This is a genomic window from Mycolicibacterium gilvum (assembly GCF_900454025.1).
Taxonomy (GTDB): domain Bacteria; phylum Actinomycetota; class Actinomycetes; order Mycobacteriales; family Mycobacteriaceae; genus Mycobacterium; species Mycobacterium gilvum.
The window spans coordinates 3,891,795-3,911,762 of sequence record NZ_UGQM01000001.1 but is presented as its reverse complement, the minus strand read 5'-3'; the positions used below and the strand labels follow the sequence as shown (position 1 = coordinate 3,911,762).

The 19,968-nt window shown below is 67.9% G+C and carries 17 protein-coding genes and 1 tRNA gene; 8 read left to right on the top strand and 10 right to left on the bottom strand.

Annotated elements, in window-relative coordinates; genetic code table 11:
• Positions 1-7 precede the first annotated feature (7 nt).
• Together DYE23_RS18250 and DYE23_RS18245 are read left to right on the top strand one after the other, a co-directional pair.
• The gene (locus DYE23_RS18250) at positions 8-847 is read left to right on the top strand and encodes a carboxymuconolactone decarboxylase family protein (protein WP_115327839.1); all 840 of its coding nucleotides are present in this window, start codon (positions 8-10) and stop codon (positions 845-847) included.
• Positions 848-885: 38 nt separating this feature from the next.
• Positions 886-959, top strand: a tRNA-Ile gene (locus DYE23_RS18245).
• A 54-nt stretch (positions 960-1,013) separates the two neighbouring features.
• Here DYE23_RS18245 and DYE23_RS31850 read toward each other — a convergent pair.
• The 5 genes from DYE23_RS31850 to DYE23_RS18220 form a co-directional block, all read right to left on the bottom strand.
• Positions 1,014-1,457 carry a nucleotidyl transferase AbiEii/AbiGii toxin family protein gene (locus DYE23_RS31850; protein WP_011893615.1) on the bottom strand — a complete coding sequence of 148 codons (444 nt, stop codon included), beginning with the start codon at positions 1,455-1,457 and terminating at the stop codon, positions 1,014-1,016.
• Between the two features lie 41 nt (positions 1,458-1,498).
• Complete coding sequence (locus tag DYE23_RS31845) at positions 1,499-1,675, bottom strand: nucleotidyl transferase AbiEii/AbiGii toxin family protein (RefSeq protein WP_308207156.1); 177 nt, start codon at positions 1,673-1,675, stop codon at positions 1,499-1,501.
• 105 nt (positions 1,676-1,780) lie between these two features.
• Positions 1,781-2,422, bottom strand: a complete 642-nt coding sequence (locus DYE23_RS18235) for a type IV toxin-antitoxin system AbiEi family antitoxin domain-containing protein (protein ID WP_011893617.1) — start codon at positions 2,420-2,422, stop codon at positions 1,781-1,783.
• 180 nt (positions 2,423-2,602) lie between these two features.
• Complete coding sequence (locus DYE23_RS18225; RefSeq protein ID WP_115327837.1) at positions 2,603-3,697, bottom strand: hypothetical protein; 1,095 nt, start codon at positions 3,695-3,697, stop codon at positions 2,603-2,605.
• Positions 3,698-3,782: 85 nt separating this feature from the next.
• Entirely contained in the window at positions 3,783-4,352 is a 570-nt protein-coding gene (locus DYE23_RS18220; RefSeq protein ID WP_099961571.1) for a DUF2231 domain-containing protein, read from the bottom strand.
• Positions 4,353-4,437: 85 nt separating this feature from the next.
• Here DYE23_RS18220 and DYE23_RS18215 point away from each other — a divergent pair, with 85 nt between their 5' ends.
• The 3 genes from DYE23_RS18215 to DYE23_RS18205 all read left to right on the top strand — a co-directional run bounded on the left by DYE23_RS18215 (position 4,438) and on the right by DYE23_RS18205 (position 9,280).
• A complete protein-coding gene (locus DYE23_RS18215) occupies positions 4,438-6,762 on the top strand; it encodes a putative bifunctional diguanylate cyclase/phosphodiesterase (protein ID WP_115329020.1) in 2,325 nt (774 codons plus the stop codon).
• Between the two features lie 56 nt (positions 6,763-6,818).
• Positions 6,819-7,784: a tripartite tricarboxylate transporter substrate binding protein gene (locus DYE23_RS18210; protein WP_115327836.1), complete on the top strand. Its 966-nt coding sequence runs from the start codon at positions 6,819-6,821 to the stop codon at positions 7,782-7,784.
• A 179-nt stretch (positions 7,785-7,963) separates the two neighbouring features.
• Entirely contained in the window at positions 7,964-9,280 is a 1,317-nt protein-coding gene (locus DYE23_RS18205; RefSeq protein WP_115327835.1) for a PP2C family protein-serine/threonine phosphatase, read from the top strand.
• A 10-nt stretch (positions 9,281-9,290) separates the two neighbouring features.
• Here the strand turns inward: DYE23_RS18205 and DYE23_RS18200 are convergent, their stop codons facing one another.
• A complete protein-coding gene (locus tag DYE23_RS18200) occupies positions 9,291-9,986 on the bottom strand; it encodes a hypothetical protein (protein ID WP_011893623.1) in 696 nt (231 codons plus the stop codon).
• Positions 9,987-10,041: 55 nt separating this feature from the next.
• Here DYE23_RS18200 and DYE23_RS18195 point away from each other — a divergent pair, with 55 nt between their 5' ends.
• The gene (locus DYE23_RS18195; RefSeq protein WP_011893624.1) at positions 10,042-10,989 is read left to right on the top strand and encodes a mechanosensitive ion channel family protein; all 948 of its coding nucleotides are present in this window, start codon (positions 10,042-10,044) and stop codon (positions 10,987-10,989) included.
• Positions 10,990-10,995: 6 nt separating this feature from the next.
• Here DYE23_RS18195 and DYE23_RS18190 read toward each other — a convergent pair whose 3' ends face one another.
• Entirely contained in the window at positions 10,996-11,487 is a 492-nt protein-coding gene (locus DYE23_RS18190; protein ID WP_011893625.1) for a DUF427 domain-containing protein, read from the bottom strand.
• A 53-nt stretch (positions 11,488-11,540) separates the two neighbouring features.
• Here DYE23_RS18190 and DYE23_RS18185 point away from each other — a divergent pair, with 53 nt between their 5' ends.
• On the top strand, positions 11,541-12,989 hold the full coding sequence (locus DYE23_RS18185; protein WP_115327834.1) for a peptide MFS transporter: 1,449 nt from the start codon (positions 11,541-11,543) through the stop codon (positions 12,987-12,989).
• Here DYE23_RS18185 and DYE23_RS18180 read toward each other — a convergent pair.
• Both DYE23_RS18180 and DYE23_RS18175 read right to left on the bottom strand, forming a co-directional pair.
• Complete coding sequence (locus DYE23_RS18180; RefSeq protein ID WP_435404792.1) at positions 12,986-14,608, bottom strand: alkaline phosphatase D family protein; 1,623 nt, start codon at positions 14,606-14,608, stop codon at positions 12,986-12,988. The two genes, DYE23_RS18185 and DYE23_RS18180, sit on opposite strands and share 4 nt — an antisense overlap.
• Positions 14,609-14,642: 34 nt before the next feature.
• The gene (locus tag DYE23_RS18175; protein WP_011892095.1) at positions 14,643-15,863 is read right to left on the bottom strand and encodes an IS110 family RNA-guided transposase; all 1,221 of its coding nucleotides are present in this window, start codon (positions 15,861-15,863) and stop codon (positions 14,643-14,645) included.
• A 531-nt stretch (positions 15,864-16,394) separates the two neighbouring features.
• Between DYE23_RS18175 and DYE23_RS18170 the strand changes: the two genes are divergently transcribed.
• Positions 16,395-18,974, top strand: coding sequence for a M4 family metallopeptidase (locus DYE23_RS18170; RefSeq protein ID WP_115327833.1), 2,580 nt, complete (start codon positions 16,395-16,397; stop codon positions 18,972-18,974).
• Here the strand turns inward: DYE23_RS18170 and DYE23_RS18165 are convergent.
• Positions 18,954-19,946 carry an alpha/beta fold hydrolase gene (locus tag DYE23_RS18165; RefSeq protein WP_013471385.1) on the bottom strand — a complete coding sequence of 331 codons (993 nt, stop codon included), beginning with the start codon at positions 19,944-19,946 and terminating at the stop codon, positions 18,954-18,956. The genes DYE23_RS18170 and DYE23_RS18165 overlap by 21 nt on opposite strands.
• Positions 19,947-19,968 lie beyond the last annotated feature (22 nt).

The following is a 19,968-nucleotide window of genomic DNA, read 5'->3' as shown; positions in this document are numbered from 1 at the left end:
TCGCGGGATGACCGATGCGATGGCGCAGCGACTGGCCCGACTGGTCGGGTTGTCCGCCGGGGATGACCGCGCCGACACGCTGATCCGGCTCACCTGCGGCCGCGCGCTGTCGTTGCCCCCGCTGCCGCCGCCGGCGGACCTGCCCGACGCGCACACCGACGACGACGCCGTTCTGGTGGCGTTCGCCGAGCAGTTCAGCGTCGACGTGACCGGCATCGGGGAGAATCAACGCAACCGTTTCGTGAAGGTCTACGGCGACAACGCGTTTCGTGTCGTGGTGGCGATCTTCGTCGCCGACTTCCTGCCCCGGGTGTGGGCGGGCTGCGACGCGCTGGGACTCGGCCGGCCGGGCTGGTCGGCCGAGGTTCAGATCGACCGTGACACCGACCCCGTCGGGGCGGTGCTGGGTGGTTTCGTGCCGGCGGTCGCGAAGCTGCGCGAGGTCGACCCGGTCACCACCGAGTTGGTGCGGCTGCGCGGCGCGGAGTCGCACAACTGTCGGCTGTGCAAGTCGTTGCGGGAGGGGCACGCGCTGGATGCGGGCGGGTCGGAGGATCTCTACCGGCAAATCGCCGACTATGAACGCGCCGACGGCCTGACCGAGGCGCACAAGTCAGCGCTGCGCTACGTCGACGCGCTGGTCTGGACGCCGTCGGCGATCGACGACGCCGTCGTCGACGGAATGCGGCGGCACTTCTCGGAGAAGCAGATGCTCGAGATCACGCTGGACGTCATGCGCAACGCCGCGAACAAGATCGCGGTGTCGATGGCAGCGGATGCCCCGCGGGTGGCCGAGGGCACGGAACGCTACGAGGTCGACGAGCAGGGGCAGACCATCTTCGCCTGACGGGGTGTGTGCGACCATGATGGCCGCGCAATCGCGCCGGGGCGGTAGCTCAGTTGGTTAGAGCCGGGGACTCATAATCCCTTGGTCGCGGGTTCGAGCCCCGCCCGCCCCACTTCAGAGAGTGTTTTTCAAGATCAATTTTTGGAACTCATCCTTTATTCACCGTTTATGAATTCTGTGCAGGTCGTACGGCCTGCCGCCATGCCTCGCGTACGGCGGCGAGCGCTTCGGCTGCTGTCACGGTCAGGCGGGTCTGCCCGGCCAGCTGCGCCCGCCACTCCGCGTCCGTCGGGGCTCGGTCGAACATGTGCTGCATAGGTGCCTTGTTGGTCGGTCCGTACCGCCGAAACAGGGCGGCGGCGTCTGCGTCGATGGCGCCGACTCGGCTCAGGGCCCAGATGTCCCAGAGGTCGCGGGCCGCGTGCCGGTCCGTCCATGTCGCCGTCTTTGACGCCGCGAACGCGGGGAGCGTGGGCACAAGTAGTTCAGCAGCGGGTGCGTCCGCATAACGCTGAAACAGTTCGCGACGTTCAGTCGGCCAGACAACGCGGTCGCGTGCCGACAGCAATTGAAGTCGAACCGGGTGTCCGTCCGATGGCCGCAGCAGCACCGGCAGGGTGTCTGCGGTAGCGCCGAGGGCGGGTTCGACGGTCAGCCGGCCGTGGGTGCGCGCGACGGCGCGGGAAGTGTGGCGTCGAGCTCGGTGGCCACCTCTTTGCGGCTGCCGACGGCAACGAGGTCGATGTCCTCACTCAGCCGTCCGTCGGGGAGGTGGGTGCGGGCCAGGGCAGTGCCGCCGATGAAGTGGACCCGGGTCGCCGAACTCACGGCTGAGGAACGCGAGGATGTTGGAGATGAGGTGATCGCGCTCGACTTGTTCGTCGGATACGCCGAACTGCGTTGCGACCGAGTCACGTTCGTCAGGATTCATGATCAACCCCCCGCCCAGTCTTCCGCCCGGCGCAGGGAGGTCAGTCGGCGCTGTTCGGTGGCGAGCTGGCGCAAGCGGTTTGAATCCGCCCGTGCGTAGAGGGCTTTGACGGCGGCGGGGACGTCGGCTGCGCTGTCGCCGAGGGTGGGACGGTGCGCGAGGTCGAGGATGGTTTGTTCCGGCGTCGTCGTCAGTGTGGGGCCCAGGTCAGTGCGGACGCGTTCGGCGTCGAGTTCTGCGGTGTTGCGTTTGACGAACCGTACGACAGCAGGCCGGTCGGTGAGTGTGATGGGGCGGTGTTGGCGCGGTACCGCCACGATGGCGGTTGCCAGAGCGCGGGGGATGGCGCCGTGCAGGCGCGCGGCGCTGAGTCCCATGACGACGATGTCGTCATGGCCGTAGATCGTGGTGGCGATTCCGGCGGCGGCGGCTTCCAGATCGGGAATCCATCTGCGGCCCAGCATTTCTTGGGGGATGACGACGTAGTAACCGTTGGCGAGGCGGTGGAGCAGGCCGTGTTCGTGGAGCCGCGCGATCTCGGGGCCCGGGTAGGCGTAGGTGTCCTCGGCCTGCCCGGTGCGAAAGGTGCGCAGTGGGCGCGCTGCGAGGCCGGCGGGGACCGCCGTGCTGTGTAGCTTTGCCATGATCCATCCTCCAGTATGCGAATCATAGGCTATTGACCTATGAATTGCATACCGTAAGTTAATTGACCGTCGGGCTCTTTAACCCCCCGGTCGAGCAGATCGGCAACCTGAGTATGGATGCGCCCGCGGCTCATGTTGCGGTCGCGGGTTCGAGCCCCGCCCGCCCCACTCAATGCCGGCCTACTCGGTCTCCGACCCGGACGTGTCATCCCCGCTGTCGCTGCCGGCGGGCGCGTCCTCATCTGTTGGCTCGTCATCTGTTGTCGCGCCGTCCTCGGCGGACTCCTCGTCAACCGTCTCCTCGACCTGATCGGTCTCGTCATCGACGGCCTCGACGGATTCCTCGTCGACCACGTCGACCGATTCTTCCTCGACCGATTCTTCCTCAACCAAGGCGTCGTCCACGGCTTCGCCGGACACGTCGGCAGGCTTTTGAGCGACGATGTCGTCGCCGTCCACCTCCACAGCTTCGGCCGCGCCGCCCTCAGCATCTTCGACGGCATCTTCGACGGCACCGGCAGCATCAGCCTCGTCGACCGACGCGAGTAGCACGTCGGCGTCCGCCGACTCGGCCGACGCTCCCGCCGCCCCGGGCACGGGGAAGGACGGCAGCGGAGGCAGCGGGAACGGGAACCAGCCGAAGTCCAGGATGTACTGGATCTCGGCGGTGACACCGTTACGGACACCGGCCACGGCGGTCTCGATCATGCTGCCGATTCCCTGCGCCCACACCTCCAGGTTCAGCGGATCGTTCACGACCGGATCCAGGAAGTCGTAGACGAAGCTGTCCACCACGGGCAGCACGAAACTCGGGTACCAGATCTGGATCTGATCCGAGATCAGGTATCCGAACGGGACCCAGTTGATCAACCACGGACCGAGTTCCAACGACACGTAGTTCGCCCAGTACCGCGTGAACGCGTAGACGGTGTCGATGACGTCGGACGCCGCGTTCAGCGCGACCGGATCCTCGAGGGGCTCGTCTGCGGTCGTCACGGTCGCGAGGTCGGTGGGATCCGCTGCGTCCGAGGGCGTGCCGGGCCACGGCTGCGTGAACGCCGTGAGCGCGGCGAGCGCCTGCGGATCTGTGACGGGAAGTATCCGGGTGCTGCCCGCGGTGAACGAGGCGGCGGAGACCATCTCCGAGGCGATCGACAGTGGTTGCATCGAAAGTGCTTGCGCCGCACGTGGTTGCGGCGGGGGCGCGAACGCCAGCGCACTTGCGGTCAGTGTCGTCACCCCAGCGGCGAGCGCCGCGCGTATGGACGCGTGCATTTCGTTCCCCATCCAGCCATCGACCCGCCCCGGCCCGACAGCCAATTTACGGGATGGTCACTCGACGGGGAGGTTTTCCGCGGACTCAGGCGGCCCGGACGCGGGCGTACGAGATCAGATCGCCGGTGTGGTGCGGGGCCTGGAAGCGGTGCACACCTGCCCCCTGCGCGTACGACAGATGTCCGCCCAGCGCCCCGCCGACACTGACGACGACCAGACCGATGATCGTCAGGACCGTTGCGCGGCGATGCTTCTCCTTGCGGTGTGCCCGGTACGCCGCCGCGAACAGACCGATCGCGACACCGTTGACCACGGCGTGGAGCAACCCGACCCGTCGCTGTTCGCGGTTGAGCAGCGGGAAGTCCGCCCAGCCCGCGAGTGCGGTCGGCGGTGTCGCGGCCAGGCCGACAGCGAGGAGTCGACGCGCCGTCGTGCGATCGCGTAACCCGAGGTCGAACAGGAGCGCAGTCATCCAGGACCCCAACGGCAGGAAGATCAGCAAGGGGTGCACGGGGTGCCCGAGCCACGATCCTCTCAGCGCCGATGCGACCGGGCTGTCGCCGAGTACGCGGTCGACGGTGTCGGCGGCGCGGTCGGCCGGCCTGTCGACGGCGCCGAGCGATTCTGCGGAGCGCAGTAAAGAATGGATGTTCATAGGGGCCTCCTCGGCAGGGGAGGTACCCACCCCCGAGTCGGTCACTCATGCGGGGCGGACTTTCGGCTTTACGGTGCGCCGCGCGATGACTCGTGACACTGTGCCCAGAGGTGGCTTGCCGAGGGGAGCCGGGTTGGTCGATCGCCGTCGATGGCCGGACTGTCTCTTCGGTCTGCTCGCACTGTTGGCCGTCCTCAACGCCGCCACGCTTCGCGGCACGGTCGAGGGCGTCCGGGTGGACACCGCCCTCCAGTTCGGCGCAGCGATCCTCACGGTGGCCGGTGCCCTGCTCGCCGTGACACGAACCGACGGCGCCCGGCGCCGGTGGCGGCTGCTGTACCTGGCCTCCATGGGCTGCTGGCTGATCGCCCAGCTCTTCCGGGTCACCGGCAGCATCGGCGTGGGAAACACGGTCGCGGACTTCGCGGCGACGGCCACATTCCTGTGCTGCCCGGTGCTGTCGCTGGTCGCGCTGATCCTGCTCGGCCGCTCCGGCGGGGTCTGGGTCAACCCGCCCCGCGGGCCGCTGCGGCAGACCGCGACGACCAACGTCATCGACGGCCTGGTGGCGGGCCTGTCTTTCGCGATCCTCGCGGGCATGGGCGGCTTCCTCCATCAGCTGACCGCCACGTCGCCGGACCTGGTGAACATGGGCCTGCGAATTACGCTCGGGCTGACCGAACTGATGGTGGTCGGAACCGCGGTCGTGGTCGCGATGCTCTACGACGTAGATCGTCCCTACCGATCGACCTACCTGTTCCTGGCGGGCGGCGTCGTCACGGTCGCCTCGGCGTATCGCGTCGGGGTGTACCTCGAGTTCATCGGTGTCGACGGCGGCTCCCTGTGGGGCGGTGTCGGTTTCGTCGCCGGGCAGTGGATGATCACCCACGCGCTGCTGCGCACCTCAGAGCGCGACACCGAAGGCGACTTCGCCTACCGCCGCACCGACTGGGTGCGGCTGATCCTGCCCTACGCCGGTTTCTTCGGCACGGCGGTGCTGTTCGCATTCCACGTCGTGACCGGCCGACCCCTGGGACTGTTCGCCGCGTACGGGGCCGTGCTCATGGTTTTCCTGGTGACCGTTCGTCAAATTCTGGTGACGCGTGCGCAGTGGGCGTTGACCCGTCGGCTGTACTGGGCGGTGCGCCATGATCCGCTGACCGGTCTGCCCAACCGGATCCTGTTCTCCGAGCGGCTCGAGCGGGCGGCCCGGGACCGGGACTTCGTGCTGATCTTCGTCGACCTCGACGACTTCAAGGAGGTCAACGATCGATACGGTCACGCCGCCGGTGACGAGTTGCTCTGCGCGGTCGGCCGTCGCCTCAGCGGGTGCCTGGCTGACGGTGACACGTTGGCGCGCATCGGCGGTGACGAGTTCGCGGTGCTGGCCCGCGCCGACCGGGACCGCCTCGACCAGGTCGCAGATCGGCTGCGCCTGGCTCTGCGCAGCCCCTTCATGGTGCAGGGCTCGTCGGTGCGGGTCACCGCCAGCATGGGTGTCGTGGGGCCCGAGGCGACCGGCCTGCCGCAGACACCCGACGATCTGCTCCGGCATGCCGACATCTCGATGTTGGCCGGTAAGCGCCAGGGCAAGGACACCGCGGTCGTCTACCAGGCGTCCACGCGCACGCCCGCAGACTTCCCGATCGCGCTGCGGGAAGCGGAAGGCGCTGTGCCGCAGGGGTTCCATCTGGTCTATCAGCACATCGTGAGCCTGCCCGAAGAGGTTCCCGTCGCCGTGGAGGCGTTGGCGCGGTGGACGGCGCCCAACGGGATACGGGTCGCGCCGGAGACTTTCGTGGCGACGGCCGAGGCCGCGGGATTGGGCGCGGCGCTGGACGCGTTGGTCCTCGACCTCGCCTGCCGTGAAATCTCCGCGGCCGGAATCGATGTCGATCTCCACATCAACGTCGGAGCGGCCCGGTTGGGAAGCACCGGGTTCGACGAGAATGTGCGCCGCACGCTTGCGCGGTACGGCATCGAGCCGCGGCGCCTCGTCATCGAGATCACCGAGACGGTGCCGATCGTCGACATCGCCGACGCCGCAGCGCAGATCCGCAGACTTGCCGCACTCGGGGTCCGCGTGGCCCTCGACGATTTCGGATCCGGGTACAACTCCCTGACCTACCTCCATGCGCTGCCGGTGCACATCGTCAAGCTCGACCGAAGCCTTGTCTCCGGGGCCGATCCCGCGCATGACCTGGCCCTGTACCGCAGCGTGATGAGCATCTGCACGGGACTGGGCCTGCTCGTGATCGCCGAGGGCATCGAGACGAGAGCCCAGGCGGACAACGTCCAGGCCGCCGGCTGCCGGTTCGCCCAGGGGCATCTGTTCGGCAGGCCGGTCCCGGCGAGAGATATTGGCAACTTCCGACAGAACATCGGGACAACGCCGGGCGCGTCGGTGTAGAGCTTTGTGAGCACACGACCGTGTGGGCACACCATCACTCAGGAGCGCACCCGTCCATGTTCAGATCCGCTCTCGGCGCCGTCATGGCGGCGGCACTCGTCCTGACCGGCTCACTGATGCCCGCCGAAGCCGCGGCCGCACCCGAGTATCCGGTCGGTCCGGTGACCATGACCGCGGGAGCCAATCCGGGGAGCGGATTCGACATCACGATCCGTGCCGTCGTCGAGGCACTGGAGACCGAGAAGCTCGTCACCGTGCCACTGCCGGTGCAGAACAAGCCGGGCAACATCGGGGCGGACTTCCTCGCCTCGATGGTCGAGCAGTACCAGGGCCGTGACGATCAGGTCTCGGTGACCTCGTTGTCGATGATGATGAATCAGCTGCGCGGGCTCTCGCCCTACGGGTACGACGACGTCACCATGATCGCCCGGCTGATCACCGAGTACTACGTCGTGGTCACCGATGCCCAATCCCCGTACCGGACGCTCGCCGACGTGATGACGGCGATCAGATCCGACCCGGGCCGGGTGCAGATCGCCGCCGCGACCGACGACCAGGCTCCGTTCGATCTGTTGGTGGCCGCCGCAGGAGGTGATCCTGCCGCGCTCGACTACGTCGCGTTCGAAGGTGGCGGCGACCAGACCGAGGCGCTGCTCAACAGCGGGATCAGCGTGGCCGTCGGTGGTGTCAGTGAATTCGTCGACCTGGTCAGGTCGGGGGAGTTGCGGGCGCTGGGCGTGCTGTCCGAAGAGCGTCTGCCCGGCCTCGACGTGCCGACCGTGCGTGAGCAGAACCTCGACGTCACCCTGTCCAATTGGCGGGGCCTCTACGGCCCGCCCGGGATGCCGGCCGGTGCGGTGAGCTATTGGCAGGAGGTCCTTGCCGAGATGGTGAACACGCCGACCTGGAACCAGATCGCCGAACGCCACCAGTTCACGACGACGTTCATGGTCGGAGGCGAGTTGCAGACCTTTCTCGCCGACACACAGGCAGATCTGGCGGCGGCGCTCGCCCAGGCGTGACAATCTCGACATACTTCGCTCTGGGCGTTGCCGCGGCGTCGAACGCTTGACAAAATCTCGCCGAATCGTCCCTGCGTGGGGGCGATCGGAACGAGAGTCGGACCGCAATTCCCGAACGACGCGAACTCCACAGCACCGCCGAAGAAGATCGCCTTCTCGCGGTTGCGCGCTACCGCGTCGTGGGCACCGCACCCGGCACGGTGCTGGAGCGGATGGCAGGGCTGGCCGCCCGGGCACTCGGTGTCCCGATGGCCGTCGTCGCGATCGTCCATGACGACCACGTCCGGCTGGTCACCAGCCACGGAATCGACTCCCCGGACGGTCTTGTGCCGCGCGACGACGCAGTGCTCGCCTCGGTCGCCGCGGCCGAGCGCATCGAGGTCGTCGATGACGTCGACACCGACCCGACCGCGGGCACCAGTGCATTCCTGCGCGACCACCACGTCCGGTTCTGCGCGGCGGCACCGATCGTGACTTTCGACGGGTACCGGCTCGGTGCCGTCGTGGTGATGGACACCCGACCGCGCCAACTCACCGCCGATGAGGAGACCGTCCTCGCAGACCTGGCCGCCATCGTCATGGACCAGCTGGAGTTGCGCCGGTCGTCCCTGGACGCCGTGTCGCTGGAGAGAGGTCTGCGCGGTGCGGCCGAGAGCGCCCGTGACGTCGCCGAGGTGGACCGCGGCGAGGCCGAGCGCGACAGGGACGAGGCGCGGCGGGAACGGGACCGGGCCCATGCCGACCGCGGGATCGCCGAACGTGACCGCGACTCGATCGAGGAGTTCGCGACAGCCCTGCAGCGCACCCTGCTGCCGCCTTCGCTGCCGCACATCGACGGTCTCCAGGCTGCGGCGTATTTCCGCCCGGTCTCCGCGCGCCAGGTCGGCGGGGACTTCTACGACCTGTTCGGGCTCGGCGACGACCGGTGGGCGTTCTTCATCGGTGACGTCCTGGGCCACGGCGTCGACGCGGCCGTGGTGACGTCGCTGATCCGGTACACGCTGCGTTCGGCGGCCCTGCACTACCCCGACCCGACTTCCGGTCTGGCCGAACTGAATTCGGTGCTGTTGCGCGAGGTCGCGCCGAGAAGGTTCTGCACGGTGCTGTTCGGCACCATCGAACCCGTCGACGGCGGGGAGAGCTTCCGGGTGACGCTCGCGACCGGCGGACACCCCCCGGCGCTGCTCGTCGATCCCGACGGTGGGATCGAGGCGGTCCGGCCCGGGGAGGGGATGCTCGTCGGCGCGTTGCCCGACGCCGTCTTCGACGTGTGCACGGTGACGCTGCGCCGCGGGCAGATCCTGCTGTTCTACACCGACGGCCTGATCGAGGCCCGCCTGGACGACCTTCGATTCGACGAGCTCGCGCTCTCGGAGTTCGTCGCAGAGCATTCAGGGCGGGGCCTGGCGGCACTGATGGACGACATCGCCACGCTGGCCCCGAAGTTGAGCCAGCGCGACGACATCGCGGTGCTCGCTCTCGAAGTCGCCGGTTGAGCTGTTCGCGTCAGTCGAACAGCCCGTCGAGGGCCTTCTGTTCCAGTTGCACCCAGCGCCGAACGTGACCGCGGACGTCGGCGACCTCGTCCTCACTGAGGTGGTGAGCGCCCTCGGGGGTGATCCGGCAGATGTCCATCGGCCCGCCGACACTGGGCGAGGACGCGTCGAGGGCGTCGAGCACCCGCAGCGCGGCCACCACGCCGTAGTCCACGTCGCGCTGCGACATGTGGAAATGGGTGACCAGCGCGTGGGCCTGCTGGGCCATCGCCGCACCGCTGCCGACCGCCTGGAAGCCGGTCTCCTCGTGGTGGCCGATCAGACCGTTGGGGTCGATGTCGATGATGAACGGCGCATCGCCGACATAGCCGGCGGCCAGGACGTAGGTCGCCGGCGTCCCGCCGGTCTCCTGCCCGGGGACTTCGGCGATGAAGTTCGCGTAGTGATGCTTGAGGATCGGCAGGATGCGGGCCTGCAGCGCGTGCCCGATGTCCTTGGCCTCCAGAATCGAGTCCGGTTCACGGCTGAACACCTGCTCGACGTCGTAGAGCACCGCCCGTGATCCGCTGCCACCCCAGGCCGCGTGGGCACCCAGGGTGTGCAGTTTCTGCGCCGGGTAGGTCAGTCCGCGCCCGGGGTCGGTGATCTGCGAATCCGACGCCAGTACAAGCCCGTTTGCGCATCGCAGCGCGAGAACGACAGTCACCCCGCCATCCTCCCACCCACGGCGCGGTCCGTCGGAAACCGTATGGTGGGCAGACATGGATGTCTCCTCTTTGGCTTTCGAATGGACGGACACCAGTCGGCACTGGCTCATCGAGGTCCCGATCCGGATCGTCGTCTACATCGCCGTCGCCCTCGTCATCCGGTACCTCGTGCACCGCATGATCGACCGGGCGACCACCGGCAGGACCCGCAAGAACCGCGGCGGGGGCGAGGACGCACGGCCGCAGCGCACGCCTCCGCTGGTTCGCCGGCTCCGTGACCGCGTGCCGTCCTCGACCACCAGTGAACAGATCATCGCGCGACGCCAGCAACGCGCCCAGACCATCGGTTCGGTGCTCAAGTCGACCGTCTCGATCGTGCTGCTGGTGTGGGTGGTCCTGGCCGTGCTCAACGTCGTCGGCGTGAACATCGCCCCGTTCATCGCGTCGGCCGGCGTCGTCGGCCTCGCGATCGGCTTCGGCGCGCAGAACCTGGTCCGTGACTTCGTCACCGGCGTGTTCATGCTGCTCGAGGACCAGTACGGCGTCGGCGACACCGTCGACCTCGGCGAGGCCGTCGGCGAGGTGGAGAGCGTCGGGCTGCGGATCACCACGGTGCGCGACATCGACGGCACGCTGTGGTACGTCCGCAACGGCGAGATCGCGCGGGTGGGCAACATGAGCCAGGAGTATGCGGTCGCCCGGATCGAGGTGCCGGTGGCGCTCAGCGCCGACATCGAGCGCGCCGAGCAGGTCGCCGTGGAGGCGGCCGAGGCCGCTGTCGCCGAGAAGTCCCTGGCGGGCAAGGTGCTGGGGGAACCGGAGATGCTCGGCGTCCAGGAGCTCTCACCCGACCTGATCAAGCTGCGGATGACGGTGAAGGTGCGACCCAACGCTCAGTGGGCGGTGCAGCGCCGCCTTCGCCGCGCGATCCTGCAGGCCTACGACGAGCACGGCATCGCCCTGCCCTACCCCAACGGCCGGGTCCACGCCGTCGGCGAGTAGGCACGCTCACCAACCGGACGAACCCGGCACCCCTTTGAACGGCCCGGCGACCCAGCTGGTGATCCAGCCGCCGTAGAAACCGCCGGGCTGCGGCACGACCTCCTCGCCGTTGACGGTGCAGCGGTCGACCCGGGCCGCCATCACGGCCACGGCGCCGGTGATGTCGACGAACGCCGCGGTCGGGGCGGGGTACGTCCAGGCTGCGCGTTCGGCGACGGCGGTCGGGGTGACGAGATCGTAGTAGCTGGCCTTGCCCTTCCATTCGCACCAGGACGAGCCGACTGCGGGCCGCAGCACCCCGTCGGCGAAGCAGCCCGGCGGTAGGTAGTACGTCGGCGGATGGCTGGTCTCGAGCACCCGCCAGGCGCGTTCGGTCGCGGCGATCGTCCGGCCGCCGAACTCGATGGTGATCGACCCCCGGAACTCCTCCAGCCGGGGAGGCCGGGGGTAGTCCCAGACCGACTCTTGACCAGGGCGGGGCTTCTCGGGAACCGGCATGACCCGAGTCTAGGAACTCGCTGTGAAAGGGCGGGAAGGTGCAGGGTATCCCCATGGTCACTCATCAGCGGGACTCCACACGGACTCTGTTCGGACACCCGATCGGACTGACGAATCTGTTCGGCGTGGAGCTGTGGGAGCGGTTCTCGTTCTACGGGATGCTCACCATCCTCGGCTATTACCTCTACTACTCGGTGACCGAGGGCGGGCTCGGGCTGCCGCAGGCGACCGCGACGGGCATCGTCGGCGCCTACGGCGGCCTGGTGTACCTGTCCACGGTGCTGGGCGGCTGGATCGCCGACCGTGTCCTCGGCATGGAACGCACCGTCTTCTACGGAGGCGTGGTCGTCATGCTCGGCCACATCGCGCTGGCGGTCCTGCCCGGGCTGGCCGGCGTCGGCGCCGGTCTGGTTCTGGTCGCCCTGGGCTCGGGGGCGCTGAAGGCGAACGCATCCTCACTGCTGGGCACGCTGTACGCCAAGGGCGACCCGCGTGCCGACGGCGGCTTCACGCTGTTCTACCTGGGCATCAATCTCGGTGCGTTCATCGGGCCGTTGATCACCGGTCTGCTGCAGACCCGCATCGGTTTCCACTACGGGTTCGGTGCCGCCGCGATCGGGATGGCGCTGGGGCTGATCCAGTACGTCGCGTTCCGGCGCAACCTCGGCGAGCACGGCCGGGAGGTGCCCAACCCGCTGCCGCGCGGCGCGATCGGCAAGACCGCCGGCGTGTTCGCGGTCGTGGTCCTCGCCGTGGCCGCGGCCGTCGCGTTGCGACTCGTGACGCTGGAGAATCTGTCCCAGGTCACGACGGGTGTCATCGTGATCGCCTCGGTCGCCTACTTCGTGGTTCTGTTCCGCAGCCCGAAGGTCACCGCGCCCGAGCGGACCCGCGTGCGGGCCTTCATCCCGCTGTTCGTCGCCAACGCCGTCTTCTGGTCGCTGTTCCAGCAGATCTTCACCGTGCTCGCCGTCTACTCCGACGAGCGGATGAACTGGTCGATCTTCGGGTGGACCGCGCCGTCGAACTGGATCGGCTCGATCGAACCGATCTGGATCATCGCGCTCTCACCGCTGTTCGCGCTGATGTGGACCCGTCTGGGGAAACGCGCCCCGACCACGCCCCGCAAGTTCGCCTACGGCGTCATCGGTATGGGCGTCGCGTTCCTGTGCTTCGTGCCGCTCGCGGGTGTCAGCGCCGTGCCTGCCCTGGTGGTCCTGGCGATCCTCGGGGTGTTCGCTGTCTCCGAACTCCTGCTCTCACCGATCGGCCTGTCCGTCACCACGAAGCTGGCCCCGCAAGCCTTCCGGGCACAGATGATGGCGCTCTACTTTTTCTCGGTGGGTCTGGGCACCTCGATGTCCGGCGTGCTCGCCGGGTATTACGACACATCCCGGGAGGCGGCGTATTTCGGCGTTCTCGGTGCGATTGCGGTCGTCGCAGGTGTCGTCGTGTTCGCCATCTCGCCGTGGATCAGCCGGCAGATGGAGGGTGTCCACTAATCGGTCAGCGACACCGTGATGACAGAGGTCAGGGAGCCGTCGTCCCGGGGCTGCTCGAAGACCACCTCGGCGTCGCGCCCCGACACGTTGAGGCTCGCGATGGTGTTGCCGAACAGTGGGCCGCTGAGGTTGCGCCACGACATCGGCAGGTCGGGCGATCCTGCGCGGCGGGCCCAGCGCCGCGTCACGCGGGCGAGCCGGGGCGACCAGACGAGCCGGAAGACCGGCTTCAGCGGCGCCGGAACGTAGTTGTGCACCGGGGAGCACACCAGCTGATGCACCCGGGTGGCGTGTTTGCCGGGGAAATCGGCACGCGCGGCGTAGCTGTGGTGGACGTCGCCGGAGAGCACCGACACCGTCGCCGGACCGGTCGACGAATGATCGGCGGCCGACTCGATCAGCGCCGACAACCGCAGGAAGGACTTCAGGAACGCCGGCCAGTGCTCCAGATCCGCCGTCTGACGGATCGTCTCGGCGAGCTTGCCGCGTAATCCGTCGCGGTCGGCGGCGATCTCGTTGATCGTCTGCACGTCACCGAGGGCCGGGGGCAACAGCCAGGGCAGCGACGACCCGATCAGCAGATGGTCCACGGTGCCGAGATCGTCGTTGACCTGATCCTCGAGCCAGCGAAACTCGCGGTCCCCGAGCATCTTCCGTTCGCCGCTGTCGAGGATGCGGGCGTTGCGGGAGTCGACCATGATCAGGCGGCTGCGACCCAGATCCCAGCGGAAGCTGAACCGCAGCCCCTTGTCGCCGTCGACTTCGTAGTCGGCGCGGTCGGCCAGTTCGACCAGGTGCGGCCAGCAGTCGCCGTCGTTTGCGAGGACCTTCTGGTAGTCCTCATCGCTCGCGAGTTCCTCGGGACTGAGGTTCCCGATGTGCTGGTACACCCAGTAGGAACCCAGTCCGGCATGGATCCGGTCGCGCCACCACGGCTTCTCGTTCACCTCGGCCCGCCACGGAGCCGAGGTGTTCCAGTCGTCACGGATGTCGTGGTCGTCGAAGATCATCGCCGTCGGCAGGGTCGACAGGATCCAGCGGATCTCGGGGTCACCCCAGGTGTGCCGGTAGAGCCCCTCGTACTCGTCGAAGGTGACGACCTCGTCGGGTGGGCGGCGCTTGGTCTGGCGGCGGCCCGACAGGTTGCGCCGCGCTTCGGGCGTGAGCTCGTCGGCGTAGACCTGATCGCCGAGGAGCAGGAGCGCATCCGGCCATTCGTCGACGGGCGTCGCCGTCAGACGCTCGGCGTAGCAGTCCAGCGCGTCGAGTCCGAGCTTGTCGTCGAGCTTCTGCACGCCTGTCTTCGGATACCGGCAGGAACCGAACACGACCTTCAGCCGGTGGGCTCCGGCGGGGCCGCGCGTCCGGATGACGCTGGGCGGGAACTCGGAATCGGGTTCAGGCCAGACGATCTCGCCGTCGATGCGGACCTGGTATTCGTGCACTGAGTCGGGGGTCAGGCCCGTGACGGGCACGAGGGCGTAGTGGTGCTCCTGCACCTGGAACGTCCGGGCCGAACAGCCGAGCACCTCGACCTCGGCGGGCGCGTCGGTCTGCACCCAGACGGCGGCGGTCGACTCACCGACATGACGCAGGACGGGGCCGAGAACGAGGGTCACCGACACAGCCTAGACATCCCAGGACCGTAGGTTGTCAAGCAGCTCGGGAGTCGGTTTGGCGGTGGGCCCAGGCTTTGTGTTCGCTGTAGGGCGTGTGGTGGCGGAGGCAGCCGTGCAGGATGCCGACGAGGCGGTTGCCCAGGGCGCGTAGTGCTTGGTGGTGCAGGTCGCCGGCGGCGCGGTGTTGGTCGTAAAAGGTGCGTGCGCCGGGACTGTTGGTCAGGGCGCAGAAGGCCCATTGGTCGATCGCGTCGTAGAGGCGGCGGTTGCGGACGTGGCGGGCCAGTACGGCGCGTTTCTTGCCCGACGCGATGGTCAATGGGGAGGTTCCGGCGTAGTTCTTGCGAGACTTGGCGGTGGTGTAGCGGTTGGGGTCGTCCCCGAACTCACCGAGCACCCGGGCGCCGAGGATGACACCGAGTCCTGGCAGGGAGAGGTAGATGTCGGCGTCCGGGTGTGTCTCAAAATGTGCCGCCAATTCGGCTTCGAGGTCGGCGATGTGGTGGTTCAACTCGGTGATGATGGCGACCGCGGCGCGGGTGGTGGCCCCGAACGCGGCGGTGACCGCGGGCGCGGCGGCGAGCTGGTCGCTGCGCAATGCGGTTTGGATCTCGAGTGCCTTGGCGTCGAGGTTGCGTTGTCGCCCAGCAGCTTTGAGCGCTGATCGGATCTTTGAGACACTCAGCCGTGCGGCGTCGGTCGGGGTGGGAGCGCGGCCCAGGATCGCCAGGGCGTCGCGGTCGGACAGCGAGGCGAAGGCCTCCAACGCAGCGGGGTAGTACTCGCGCAGCGCGCTGCGCAGCGCGTTGGTGTTGCGGTTGCGGCTCCAGATCAGGTTTTGATGCGCCCGTGCCAGGACTTTGATCGCCTCCACCTCCGGGGTGTCCCCGGCGATCGGGCGGTGATTGTGCCGGTCGGTGCGCACCAGATCAGCCAAGAGTTTGGCGTCAGCAGCATCAGACTTCGCACCCGATACCTGGTGGCGGTCGCGGTAGCGGGCCACGGCGAGCGGATTGACCGCGAACACTTCGTAGCCGGCCGCGGCGAGTGCTTCGACCCACAGGCCGCGGTCGGTTTCGATGCCGATTACCACCTCGGTGGGATCCTGGGCGTGGGCAGCCACCAGTTCGTGGAACCCGCGAATGCCAGCCAGCCCTTCTGGTAAGCGACGCGATGCCAGCCTGGTTCCCTCGGCGTCCATCAGATGAATGTCGTGGTGGTCTTCAGCCCAGTCGTCTCCAATAAATAGCGTCAACTCGCCTCCCTACGCGATGTCATGGAACCTTTTACGAGCCCAAGGACACCCGGCGGCAACCTAATGGATCAGTGCTCGGAGCACGACACCCCATCAGCGCTAAAGGTGACCTCACCAACCAGTCGGGGCACGATCTAGGCTTAGGAGTCGAACGATTCTCCAAGGCGAAGCAGTGCTCACCGAGCCGGCGGCTCAGCAATCAGCATCACCCGGACCGACCATTACCGATCGCAGGCTCGCTGATCAGATCCCATTAGGTCGTTGCGTCAGAAGCGACGCACGCAGTGTCGAAATGTCTTTGCTGATCGTCGGGGAACACACGGACGTATCGGCGGTCGCACGACACGACCCTCGGGAAGCGCGACGCCGGCAGAGGCACCGGTGGCGAGGGTCGAATATCCTTCACTCGGCAAACAGTCTCTCGTCGCCTCGGCGTTTGCGGTCAGAACTCCCGCAAGTTTGCTGACGAGTGGTAGGTTCTTCCCAACATCGACGTTGGGGGTCACCGTGGGGTCCTGTTCGGATTCACGAGTGCCGGACGGGTCGAGGCTCGGGCTGTACTCGGGCATCGTCCTCGCCGGAATCGGCATGGGCATGGTCGTCGGCCAGGGCGTCGCGGTCGCGAGCCCCGGCGATTCCACCGGTGCGGCAGCGAGCGCATCCCCGTCGTCGTCCGACACCGACGCCGAGACCGACACCGACGCGGATACCGAGGCCGACGCCGATGCCGATGCCGCCGAGGAGGTGGCCGACGACGACGAGTCGCAGGAGGCCGACGAGGCGGCCGACGAGCGGACGTCACGCAAGCCTTCGTCGCGTATCGCCGAAGACCAGTCCGAAGACACCGCCTCGGAAGACGCCGCCTCGGAAGACGCCGCCTCGGAAGACGCCGCCTCGGAAGACGCCGTGGCCGTCGCATCGACCGTCGCCGAGCCGGCGACCGCGGCGATCACCCAAACCGCGGCGATCCCCAAAACGGAGGGTGCCCGCACCGTCCGCAGCATCGTCAGCGCGCGACCCGTCACCGCCGAGGCCATCGTCACCGACGTCCTCACCTGGATCGGTCTGCGCCCGTCGGTCGACGACTCGCCCGCGCCCCAGACCCCGGTCTCGACTCTGGTGGAGGGCCTCTGGCTCGCGGTGCGCCAGAACCAGTACACGTGGAACAACCAGCGCCCGGTCGCCGACGTCTCGATCGACGGGCCGGGCCCCGACGGCGCCGTCACGGGCAGCCTCAACGCCGTCGACTTCGACGACACCGCACTGACCTACCGCCTCACCGCGGGACCGGTCTACGGTCGGGTGCGCATCGACGCCGACGGACAGTTCACCTACACCCCCGGGGCGGCCGCGGCAGGTCGCGCCGACACGTTCACGATCCGCGTCGACGACACCTCCGGAAATCCGTTCCGCGTCCACGGCCTGCTCGGTCTGCTCGGCATCACCCGGCCGACCGAGGTGACGATCGCCATTCCCGCGAATCCGTCTGCGCCACAATCTGTTTCGCCCATCACCGTGGCGTCCGACAGCGGGTCGCCCGGCCGGGTCATCGACGGACGGGTCACCGATCACATCGTGGTCAACACCGCTGATGCCGCCGCGGTGCTCAACGCCCTGTCCTCCGCTCTCGGCGCGCCCGCGGGATTCGCCGATGAGGCGATGGTCATCAGGTCGACCGCCGGGACCGGTGACAGCGCCGAACACTTCTACCGGTTCGCCGAAACGGTCGGCGGAGTGCCGGTCGTCGGTAGCGAGGTGATCCTCGTGACCAACGCCGACGGCGACGTGACCAGTGTCTTCAACTACTACCGGGGACTCGGCGACGGGTTCGACATCACTCCCGACACGTCCGTCGACGACGACGACGAACTCCGGTGGATCGCCGGAACCGCGTACGTGGGTTCCGGGGCCGACCCCGCCGCCATCGAATCCTTCATCGCCGCAAGCCGATTCAGCAAGGAGCTGCTGGTCTACTCGTCGACCGACGACGCATCGCCGCGGCTGGCATGGCGCGTCGTCGTGCACGTCCCGGACACCGGCGAGATGGCGCCGTCGGGCATGACGTACCTGATCGACGCCGACGGAGAGCAGGCGGGCGAGGTCATCATCGCGGTCTCCAACGCGCAGGCCGCCGCGGCCACGACCACCGCCAAAGACTGGCTCGGGGCAACACGTGCGATCACCGTCGAGACCCGGCGGATCTGGTTCTTCACCACCAACGAGATGGCCGATTCCAGCCGCATGATCGCCACCTACACGACGTCGTACGGCTTCTTCGGCCTGGGCGCACCGGTCCTTCCGGGCAAGGTGGTCAAGAAGGGCTGGTTCAGCTGGGACAAGGCCGCGGTGTCCGCGCACGCGAACCACGCAGTGGCCTACGACTACTTCTACGACGTCCTCGGCCGTCGTTCGTACGACAACGCGGGCGCCCCAATCATCGTCAGCATCAAGTACCGGCCGGATTCGTATCCGCTGGGCTACGCCAACGCGATGTGGGATCCCACGATCCGCCAGTTCGCCTACGGCGACAAGGGGTATTTCCAGGCCGCGCTCGACATCGTGGCCCACGAATACGCCCACGCCGTGGTCACCAGCATGGTCGGTAACGGCGACCCGGTGTGGGAGTCGGGCGAGTCGGGTGCCCTCAACGAGGCCTACGCCGATGTGTTCGGTCTCCTGATCGAGGGCAAGTCCGGCGCGGACCGCTGGCTGATCGCGGAGGACTCCGACAACGGGACCATCCGGGACCTGGCCAATCCGCGTTCCATCACCACGTCCTACGGCCCGCACCGGGACCGCTACTCGACCCGCTACACCGGGAAGGGCGACGACGGCGGCGAACACGTCAACAGCACCATCTTCAGCCACGCCGCGTATCTGATGATGACCGATCCGGCCACCGCGGACGTCTCCGATGACACGTGGGCCAAAGTGTTCTACCACTCGCTGGAGCGGTTGGGCGCCACGGCGATGTTCTCCGACGGCCGGGCCGCCCTGCTGGACGCGGCGTTGTCGCAGGGGCTCACGTACGCGCAGCGCCTCGCCATCGCCGAGGCGTTCGACACCGTCGAGATCTACGGCGCCGCGCCGTCACAGACGATCGCCGTCTGAACGGTCCACCAGCACAGCGCCGTCGGGCCTGTTGCCGAGTGTCTGCAGGTCGATGTCGGCGCCGTCTGTGGTCATGCGGATGATCTGCGCCAGCTCGGCGGGGGCGTCGCACTGCACGTAGTGGTCGGCTGTGGGCACCACCCAGTAGTGGTTGCGGCCGGGCTTGGGTTTCACGTAGGTCTGCCAGACGTGGTTGGCGACCCGCAGCGGCGCGACGACGTCGTGCAACCCCCAGATCACCGTGGTGTCCACGGGGATCGTGGAAAGCCGCTCCAGCCAACCGGTCTCGTCGGCGGCGCGCTCGTGCAGGTATCTGACCGTGTCGGGCAGCACCCGGATCCCGTCGTTGTGGGCGAAACAGCTTGCGAGCGAGGCTATCTCGGGATCCTGCAGGGTCCGGCGCGGCATGAACGTGGCGGCGCCCAGCCCCGCGGCGAGCATCTCCGGCGTGGTCGCCGCGGCGGTGGCCCGCCCGGTGTCGTCGTCGAGCAGCGCGACCTGGAACGCCGTCAGGTTCGCCAACGGCAGGTAGATGTTCGCGTTGGTCATGAACAGATCCAGCGGCCGACGCCCGATGTCGTCGAGCAGTCCGAGCGCGATCATCCCGATACTGCTGCCCCGGTCGTGGGTGACCATCCTGAACGTCTCCAGGCCCCACACGCCGGTGATGGCGTGCACCAGCAGCCGCGCATCGTCGTAAAGCGAGTAGACATAGGGGTGCGGTGGCTTGCCGGACAGGCCGTAGCCGGGGAAATCCAACACATAGATGTCGAAGTCGTCTGCGAGCTCGCGAGTCAGTGCGTGGTAGTCGACGCCCGCGGTCGGAAAGCCGTGCACGCAGACCAGCGCCGGAGCGCCCGGTGTCCCGGTGCGGCGGGCGAACACGTCGACCTGCGCCCCGCCGTTGGCGGGCGTGGTCGACGTCCAGGAAAAGGTCGTGCCGCCGCGGTGCCACTCGTCGAAGATGTCCACCGTGAAAAGCTAGCGGCCTGAT

Excerpts from the sequence above, each read along its gene's own strand:
- DYE23_RS18210 (WP_115327836.1), top strand. The coding sequence starts at position 6,819 with ATGTTCAGATCCGCTCTCGGCGCCGTCATGGCGGCGGCACTCGTCCTG.
- DYE23_RS18235 (WP_011893617.1), bottom strand. The coding sequence starts at position 2,422 with ATGGCAAAGCTACACAGCACGGCGGTCCCCGCCGGCCTCGCAGCGCGC.
- DYE23_RS18215 (WP_115329020.1), top strand. The coding sequence starts at position 4,438 with ATGACTCGTGACACTGTGCCCAGAGGTGGCTTGCCGAGGGGAGCCGGG.
- DYE23_RS18190 (WP_011893625.1), bottom strand. The coding sequence starts at position 11,487 with ATGCCGGTTCCCGAGAAGCCCCGCCCTGGTCAAGAGTCGGTCTGGGAC.
- DYE23_RS18195 (WP_011893624.1), top strand. The coding sequence starts at position 10,042 with ATGGATGTCTCCTCTTTGGCTTTCGAATGGACGGACACCAGTCGGCAC.
- DYE23_RS18185 (WP_115327834.1), top strand. The coding sequence starts at position 11,541 with ATGGTCACTCATCAGCGGGACTCCACACGGACTCTGTTCGGACACCCG.
- DYE23_RS18220 (WP_099961571.1), bottom strand. The coding sequence starts at position 4,352 with ATGAACATCCATTCTTTACTGCGCTCCGCAGAATCGCTCGGCGCCGTC.
- DYE23_RS18250 (WP_115327839.1), top strand. The coding sequence starts at position 8 with ATGACCGATGCGATGGCGCAGCGACTGGCCCGACTGGTCGGGTTGTCC.
- DYE23_RS18225 (WP_115327837.1), bottom strand. The coding sequence starts at position 3,697 with ATGCACGCGTCCATACGCGCGGCGCTCGCCGCTGGGGTGACGACACTG.